This window comes from Sphingomonas bacterium (genome assembly GCF_903644055.1).
In the GTDB taxonomy this organism is placed as follows: domain Bacteria; phylum Pseudomonadota; class Alphaproteobacteria; order Sphingomonadales; family Sphingomonadaceae; genus Sphingomonas_I.
In genome coordinates this window covers 1-6,302 of the sequence record NZ_CAHJXD010000060.1, presented here as the reverse complement: position 1 = coordinate 6,302, position 6,302 = coordinate 1, and the positions used below count along the sequence as shown (strand labels likewise).

Here is a 6,302-nt window from a genome sequence, read left to right as displayed (position 1 = left end):
TCGTCACCCCGGTCTTGAGCCGGGGTCCCGCTGCCTGCCGACGCTAAAGAAGCGGGACCCCGGCTCAAGGCCGGGGTGACGTTTCAGCTCGAACAGGACAGCCTTTAAAGCAGGACGATTTAGATCGACCCACTCCTCCGCTCATCCTGAGTAGGGATCGAGCTTGTCGAGAGCCCGTATCGAAGGACATGCCCTGGAGCCCGTACTTCGATACGAGCCCTCGATACGCTCCTGCGGAGCTACTGGGTCTCACCTCAGCATGAGCGGGTAAGACTTCATCCGACTCCAAAGCCGGGGTGACGTTTCAGCTTGAACCGCCATCGAAAGCGAAGTCGGGCGAATCGAAGTGACCCACGCCGGTCACCAGCGGATCAATCCGCCAAAACGCCTACGCGATTGCGGCGACGAAGTGCTGCGCCGATGGCGCCGAAACCCAGGATCATCATGCTCCAGCTCGCGGGCTCGGGCACAGCGGCATAGACGTTGACGCTCGCCAGCTTGAAGCCGTCGACGATGCCGTCGCCGCCGTAATTATCGGCGATCGACGCGGCGATATACCAATTGGACGACGCCGAATTGGCGGTCGCGCTATTGGCATTGCTCAGCGTGAAGACATTGTTGCAGACACCGTCGCCGTTGAGGTCCTGACAGCTCGTATTGGTGGCGCCGCCATAGGCCGCATTGCTGCCGACGTTGGTCTGGAAAAGGCCGGCCAGCGTGCTCAACGTCGCATTGTTGTTGCCCGCAACCAGCGCAGTACCCTTGCCGTACGAAAAGTCGTCGTCGAGGACCGCGGTGTTGCTGCTCAGCGCCGCATTGGCCGATCCGAACGCGTTGAATTCCACGCTGCCCACGGTGACCGGGGCGCTGAAGGTGATTTGCAGGAAATCATAACTCTTCGAATTGGCCGTGCTGCCCATATTGTCGAGCTGGTGCGTGTTGCAGGCGCCGACCCCGCAGCTCCCGCTCGACGTCGTGAGATTGTCGTTCGCGGTCGACGTGACGCCGAGCCCGCCCTGAAAATAGCCGAGCGTCGCCTGGGTCAGCTTGTAGACGGTGGCGTTACCCGAGACCTGCGGCGTGACGTTCCACGCCGTCACCGTCGCGGTCATCGCGGGGTTCGTCGTCGAGGTGAAGATGAAGCTTCCCGAGGTGAGCTTTTCGGCGTTGCTGCTCGATGCGGTGAAATCGAAACCATAAGGGAATACCGCCGCCGACGCCGGCGCGGCCACGGCGAAAAGGCCGAACGAAGCCGCCACACAGGCGAGCCGGCGGTAAAAAGCGGATAAGCGATACAGCAACATTTGAACGGCCTACCACAAGCGCGCCCAATTGGCCAGCATTTCCCACGCTTTGGCACGCTATTTTACAATTGCGGGCGCGGGGGCAGGCGGCGCGCCAGCGCGGCCTCCGCTTCCGCCGCGAGCGTCGCGAGGATCGCGGCGACGGGCTCCTCGCGCGTCACCATGCCGACCGACTGGCCGGCCATCAGCGAACCATGCTCGACGTCGCCATCGATCACCGCGCGGCGCAGCGCGCCCGCCCAATAATGCTCAATCTGGAGCTGCGCCTCCGCCATCGCGATCCTGCCCTCGTCCAGCGCCTGCGCGACTTCGCGCTGCTTGGCGGTGAACAGCTCGCCGCCGGCATTCTTGAGCGCGCGGACCGGAATGACGGGCAGGCGCGGATCGATCTGGACGCTGGCGACCGCATCGCGCGCCGATGCGCGGAGAAAGGCTTTCTTGAAATTGGCGTGCGCGATGCATTCGGTCGCGCAGACGAAGCGCGTGCCGAGTTGGACGCCCGCGGCCCCCATCTCGAGATAGCCCGCGATCGCCTCGCCTCGCCCGATCCCGCCGGCAATGAAGACGGGCAGTTGCCCGGCGATCTCGGGCAGCATCTCCTGCGCGAGCACGCTGGTCGAGACCGGGCCGATATGGCCGCCGGCCTCCATCCCCTCGATCACCAGCGCATCGACCCCTGAGCGGATCAGCTTCCTGGCGAAGGGGAGCGTGGGGGGAAAGCACAGCACCTTGGCGCCGCCGGCCTTGATCCGATCGATAGCGCCGCCCGGCGGCAGCCCGCCCGCGAGCACGACATGGCCGACATTGTGGCGCGCGCAGACGTCGATCAGCTCGGATAGATCGGGGTGCATCGTGATCAGGTTGACGCCGAACGGCTTGGCGGTCAGCGCCTTGGTCGCGGCGATTTCGGCGTCGAGCAGGGCGGGGGTCATCGCTCCGCACGCGATCACGCCGAAGCCGCCCGCGCTGGAGATGGCGGAGACGAGGGTGCGCTCCGATACCCAGGACATCGCGCCCGCCATGATCGCGACCTCGGAACCCAGGAAGTCGGCGCCGCGCTGCATGAGGGCGGAAAGGCGAGGGTGATCGGTCGTCATGCTTCGGCCCTAGCGAGCCGAACGCGGCAGCGCGAGAGGCACGCGGTCTATCGCTGCGGCGGCGACGCTGGCAGGATGCGACAATGATCGGGCGTCGCCTTGCGCGCATCTCGCGAAAGATCGCCCGACGGAGCTTCGCCTGGGCCAGCGCGGCGGCGGCGGGGACGGTGCGGCCGCGAATCGTCTTCATCGGCGATTCGATCACCGAATATTGGAGCGGCGAGGATCCGTGGCTGTTTCGGCCGGTGCGGATCAACGCCGGCATCGCGGGGCAGACGACCGCGCAGATGCGCCTGCGGTTCGCGGCGGACGTCGTCGCCGCGCGGCCCCGGACGGTGCATATCATGGGCGGCACCAACGACCTGTGGTTCGGCGAGCCGGGGGAGGGCGCATCGGCCTCGATCGCGAATATCGTCGCGATGACGGCGATGGCGCGGGCGGCGGGCATCGCAGTGATCGTGGCACCGCCGCCGCCGATCGGGCGCGCCGCCGAGCCGTTGTTCGCGCATTCCGAGCTGGCCGCGCCCTTGCGCGCCGCGATCGCCGATCATGCGACGGCCGAGCGCCTCGTCCATGTCGATTATGCCGATTCGCTGATGCGCGACGGCGATCTCGTCCCGGCCTTCACGACCGACGGCGTTCACCTGACGCGCGCGGGCTATCGCGCGATGCGCGCGCAGGCCGAGGCCGCGATCGCCGCGGCACGATGATAACGCCGGCTCAGGGCGTCAGCGAGGCCATGTCGATCGAGAAGCGGTATTTGACGTCGCTCTTCACGATCCGATCATAGGCTTCGTCGATCTTCTGGATCGGAATGACCTCGACATCCGAGGTCAGCCCGTGCGCCTTGCAGAAATCGAGCATCTCCTGCGTCTCGGCGATCCCGCCGATCAGCGATCCGGCGAGCGCGCGGCGGCGGAATATGAGGTTGCCGACGTTGGGTGAGGGGTGCGGGCTATCCGGCACGCCGACCAGCACCATCGTGCCATCGCGCTTGAGGCAGGCGAGCAGCGCATCGAGATCGTGCGGCGCCGCGACGGTATCGAGGATGAAATCGAAGCGGGAGGCCTGCGTCGCCATCTGATCGGCGTCGCGCGACACGATCACCTCCTTCGCGCCGAGGCGCAGCGCATCCTCGCGCTTGCCCGGCGAGGTCGTGAAGACGGTGACTTCGGCTCCCATCGCGGCGGCGAGCTTGACGCCCATGTGGCCGAGCCCGCCCAGTCCCACAACGCCGACCTTCTGCCCCGGCCCGACCTTCCAGTGGCGCAGCGGCGAATAAGTGGTGATTCCCGCGCAGAGCAAAGGCGCCACGGCGGCGAGATCGGCCTCGGCATGACCGATCTTGAGGACGAAGCGCTGCTTGACGACGATATGATCCGAATAGCCGCCGAAGGTATATCCGCCGAGCACGCTGTCCGGCCCGTTGTAGGTGCCGACGAAGCCCGTCTTCTCGCAATATTGCTCCTCGCTCGCATCGCACGACGCGCAATCGCCGCAACTATCGACCATGCAGCCGACCCCCGCGAGATCGCCGACCTCGAACCCGGTCACCGCGCTGCCGACCCCGCTGATCCGGCCGACGATCTCGTGGCCGGGGACGCAAGGATATTGCGTGCCCGGCCATTCGCCGCGCGCGGTGTGCAGATCGGAATGGCAGACGCCGCAGAACAATATGTCGATGCCGATATCATCGGGCTGGAGATCGCGGCGGTCGAACGAGAAGGGGGCGAAGGGGTCGCTGGGCGATTGAACGGCGTAGGATCGGGTAGGGCGGGTCAAGCGCGCACTCCTTGTGGGGACGGGGATATGTGGGATCAGGCGGCGATAGGGCTTCGCGATATCACGGCAAGGTGTCCGGATCCCAATGTTCGTCGGCCTTGCCGTCGACGAAGCGCCACATGTCGAACCAGGTGGTCGAATAATGGCGCGACGGTTCCTTGGCGCTCGTGCCCTGGCGCGGGTGGGCGACGATCACATAATCGCCCTCCGCCACCACCGAGACGATCTCGGTCTTCATCCGCGACGGGATCGGCTTGGGCTGGACCTTCATCACCTTGGTGAAGAAATCGACCACGCCCTGGCGGCCCGAGGCGGCGAGCGGATTGTGCTGGATGTAGCGCTCGGTCAGGTAGCGGTCCGCCATCTCCCAGTGGCCGGCCTCCAGCAGGTCGCGGACGATGCCGAGCGCCGCCTGCTTGTTGCGGTTGAGCTTGGGATCGCGGCTCGTGAACAGCGCCTCGGGATTGGCGGCGCCGGTCACCGGCACCTGGGCGGAGGCTGCCCCGCTCGCCAGGACGCTTGCGGACATGGCAGCCAGCGTGATGAGCAGACGCATGACGATCCTCCCCGTTTCGGAAAGATAAGGTTACGCCGCCTCGTCGGCGGCGTCGAGGCCGTAGGCGGTGTGGAGCACGCGCACCGCCAGTTCGGTATAATCCTCGTCGATCAGCACCGAGACCTTGATCTCGCTGGTGGTGATCGCCTGCACATTGATGCCGCGTTCGGCGAGCGCCTTGAACATCTGCGCGGCGACGCCCGCGTGGCTGCGCATGCCGACGCCGACCACCGAGATCTTGGCGACCGACGTGTCGTGGATCAGCTTTTCATAGCCGATCGCCGCCTTCCCTTTCTCCAGCACGTCGAGCGCGCGGGCGAGTTCGGCGGCGGGGACGGTGAAGGTGACGTCGGTCGATCCCGTCGAATGAGCGACGTTCTGGACGATCATGTCGACGTTGATGTTGGCGTCGGCGAGCGGCGAGAAGATGCTCGCGACCGCGCCGGGGCGATCGGGGACCGCGGCGAGCGTGACCTTGGCCTCGTTCTTGTCGTGCGCGATGCCGGTGATCAACTGGCTTTCCATGCCCATGGTTTCGACCTCTTCCTCGCCGACGATCATCGTGCCGGGCAGATCGCCCCCATCGGGCGCGTCGCCGAACGACGACAGCACCTGGACGCGAACCTTCTCCTTCATCGCGAGCCCCACCGAGCGCGTCTGTAGCACCTTGGCGCCGACGCTGGCGAGCTCGAGCATCTCCTCATAGGTGACGCGTGCCAGCTTGCGCGCGCGCGGCACGATGCGCGGATCGGTCGTATAGACGCCGTCGACATCGGTGTAGATGTCGCAGCGATCGGCCTTCATCGCCGCCGCGATCGCCACCGCCGACGTATCCGAGCCGCCGCGCCCGAGCGTCGAGAGACTGCCTTCGCCGGACACCCCCTGGAAGCCGGGGATCACCGCCACCTCGCCATCGCGCAGCGCCGCGAGCAGCGCGCCGGTATCGATATCCTCGATCCGCGCCGAGGCGTGCGCCGACGAGGTGCGGATCGGGAGCTGCCAGCCGAGCCAGCTTCGCGCGCGCACCCCCATCGATTGCAGCGTGATCGCCAGCAGGCCGCTCGTCACCTGCTCGCCCGAGGCGACGACGACGTCATATTCGCGCGGATCGTAGAGCGGGCTTGCCTCGCGGCAGAAATTGACGAGGCGATCGGTATCCCCCGCCATCGCCGAGACGACCACCGCCACCTCGTTGCCGCGCTCCGCCTCGCGCTTCACCCGCGCGGCGACGTTGCGGATGCGCTCGATCCCGGCCATCGACGTGCCGCCGAACTTCATCACGATGCGTGCCATTGGGGAGCAGAACCGGCTTGGGCTTGAGGGAGCGTCCTGCTAGCTTCGGGCCATCATGAACGCAACCGGCACGATCGACCCCAAGGAAGCCGCGCATTTCGGCGAGATGGCCGCCGACTGGTGGAACCCGCGCGGCTCCTCGGCGATGCTCCACCGGCTCAATCCGGTGCGGCTGCGCTACATTCGCGCGCAGCTCGATCAGGCGTGGGGGCTCGACGCGGGGGCGCGGCGGCTCCTGGCGGGGAAGCGCGTGCTCGACCTCGGCTGCGG

Annotated in this window: 6 protein-coding genes and 1 pseudogene; 2 read left to right on the top strand and 5 right to left on the bottom strand. The window is 66.7% G+C overall.

Annotated features, from left to right (window positions below; all coding sequences use genetic code 11):
* Nucleotides 1–371: 371 nt before the first annotated feature.
* Both HUU94_RS02495 and HUU94_RS02490 read right to left on the bottom strand, forming a co-directional pair.
* On the bottom strand, nt 372–1,259 hold the full coding sequence (locus HUU94_RS02495) for a PEPxxWA-CTERM sorting domain-containing protein (protein WP_174273545.1): 888 nt from the start codon (nt 1,257–1,259) through the stop codon (nt 372–374).
* A gap of 107 nt (nt 1,260–1,366) precedes the next feature.
* Nucleotides 1,367–2,401, bottom strand: a complete 1,035-nt coding sequence (locus tag HUU94_RS02490) for an NAD(P)H-dependent flavin oxidoreductase (RefSeq protein WP_174273544.1) — start codon at nt 2,399–2,401, stop codon at nt 1,367–1,369.
* 83 nt (nt 2,402–2,484) lie between these two features.
* On the opposite strand from HUU94_RS02490, the gene HUU94_RS02485 reads away from it, so the two are divergent.
* Complete coding sequence (locus HUU94_RS02485; RefSeq protein WP_174273543.1) at nt 2,485–3,111, top strand: GDSL-type esterase/lipase family protein; 627 nt, start codon at nt 2,485–2,487, stop codon at nt 3,109–3,111.
* Nucleotides 3,112–3,121: 10 nt separating this feature from the next.
* Here HUU94_RS02485 and HUU94_RS02480 read toward each other — a convergent pair whose 3' ends face one another.
* The 3 genes from HUU94_RS02480 to HUU94_RS02470 form a co-directional block, all read right to left on the bottom strand.
* Entirely contained in the window at nt 3,122–4,183 is a 1,062-nt protein-coding gene (locus HUU94_RS02480) for an NAD(P)-dependent alcohol dehydrogenase (protein WP_174273542.1), read from the bottom strand.
* 61 nt (nt 4,184–4,244) lie between these two features.
* Nucleotides 4,245–4,739, bottom strand: coding sequence for a nuclear transport factor 2 family protein (locus HUU94_RS02475; protein WP_174273541.1), 495 nt, complete (start codon nt 4,737–4,739; stop codon nt 4,245–4,247).
* 30 nt (nt 4,740–4,769) lie between these two features.
* Nucleotides 4,770–6,032, bottom strand: coding sequence for an aspartate kinase (locus tag HUU94_RS02470; RefSeq protein WP_174273540.1), 1,263 nt, complete (start codon nt 6,030–6,032; stop codon nt 4,770–4,772).
* A 55-nt stretch (nt 6,033–6,087) separates the two neighbouring features.
* Between HUU94_RS02470 and HUU94_RS02465 the strand changes: the two are divergent.
* Nucleotides 6,088–6,302 (top strand): annotated as a pseudogene (locus tag HUU94_RS02465) (bifunctional 2-polyprenyl-6-hydroxyphenol methylase/3-demethylubiquinol 3-O-methyltransferase UbiG); the annotation flags it as partial.

What these genes read in the sequence shown, in the direction of transcription:
- HUU94_RS02490 (WP_174273544.1), bottom strand. Translation starts at nt 2,401, where the DNA reads ATGACGACCGATCACCCTCGCCTTTCCGCCCTCATGCAGCGCGGCGCC.
- HUU94_RS02485 (WP_174273543.1), top strand. Translation starts at nt 2,485, where the DNA reads ATGATCGGGCGTCGCCTTGCGCGCATCTCGCGAAAGATCGCCCGACGG.
- HUU94_RS02475 (WP_174273541.1), bottom strand. Translation starts at nt 4,739, where the DNA reads ATGCGTCTGCTCATCACGCTGGCTGCCATGTCCGCAAGCGTCCTGGCG.
- HUU94_RS02470 (WP_174273540.1), bottom strand. Translation starts at nt 6,032, where the DNA reads ATGGCACGCATCGTGATGAAGTTCGGCGGCACGTCGATGGCCGGGATC.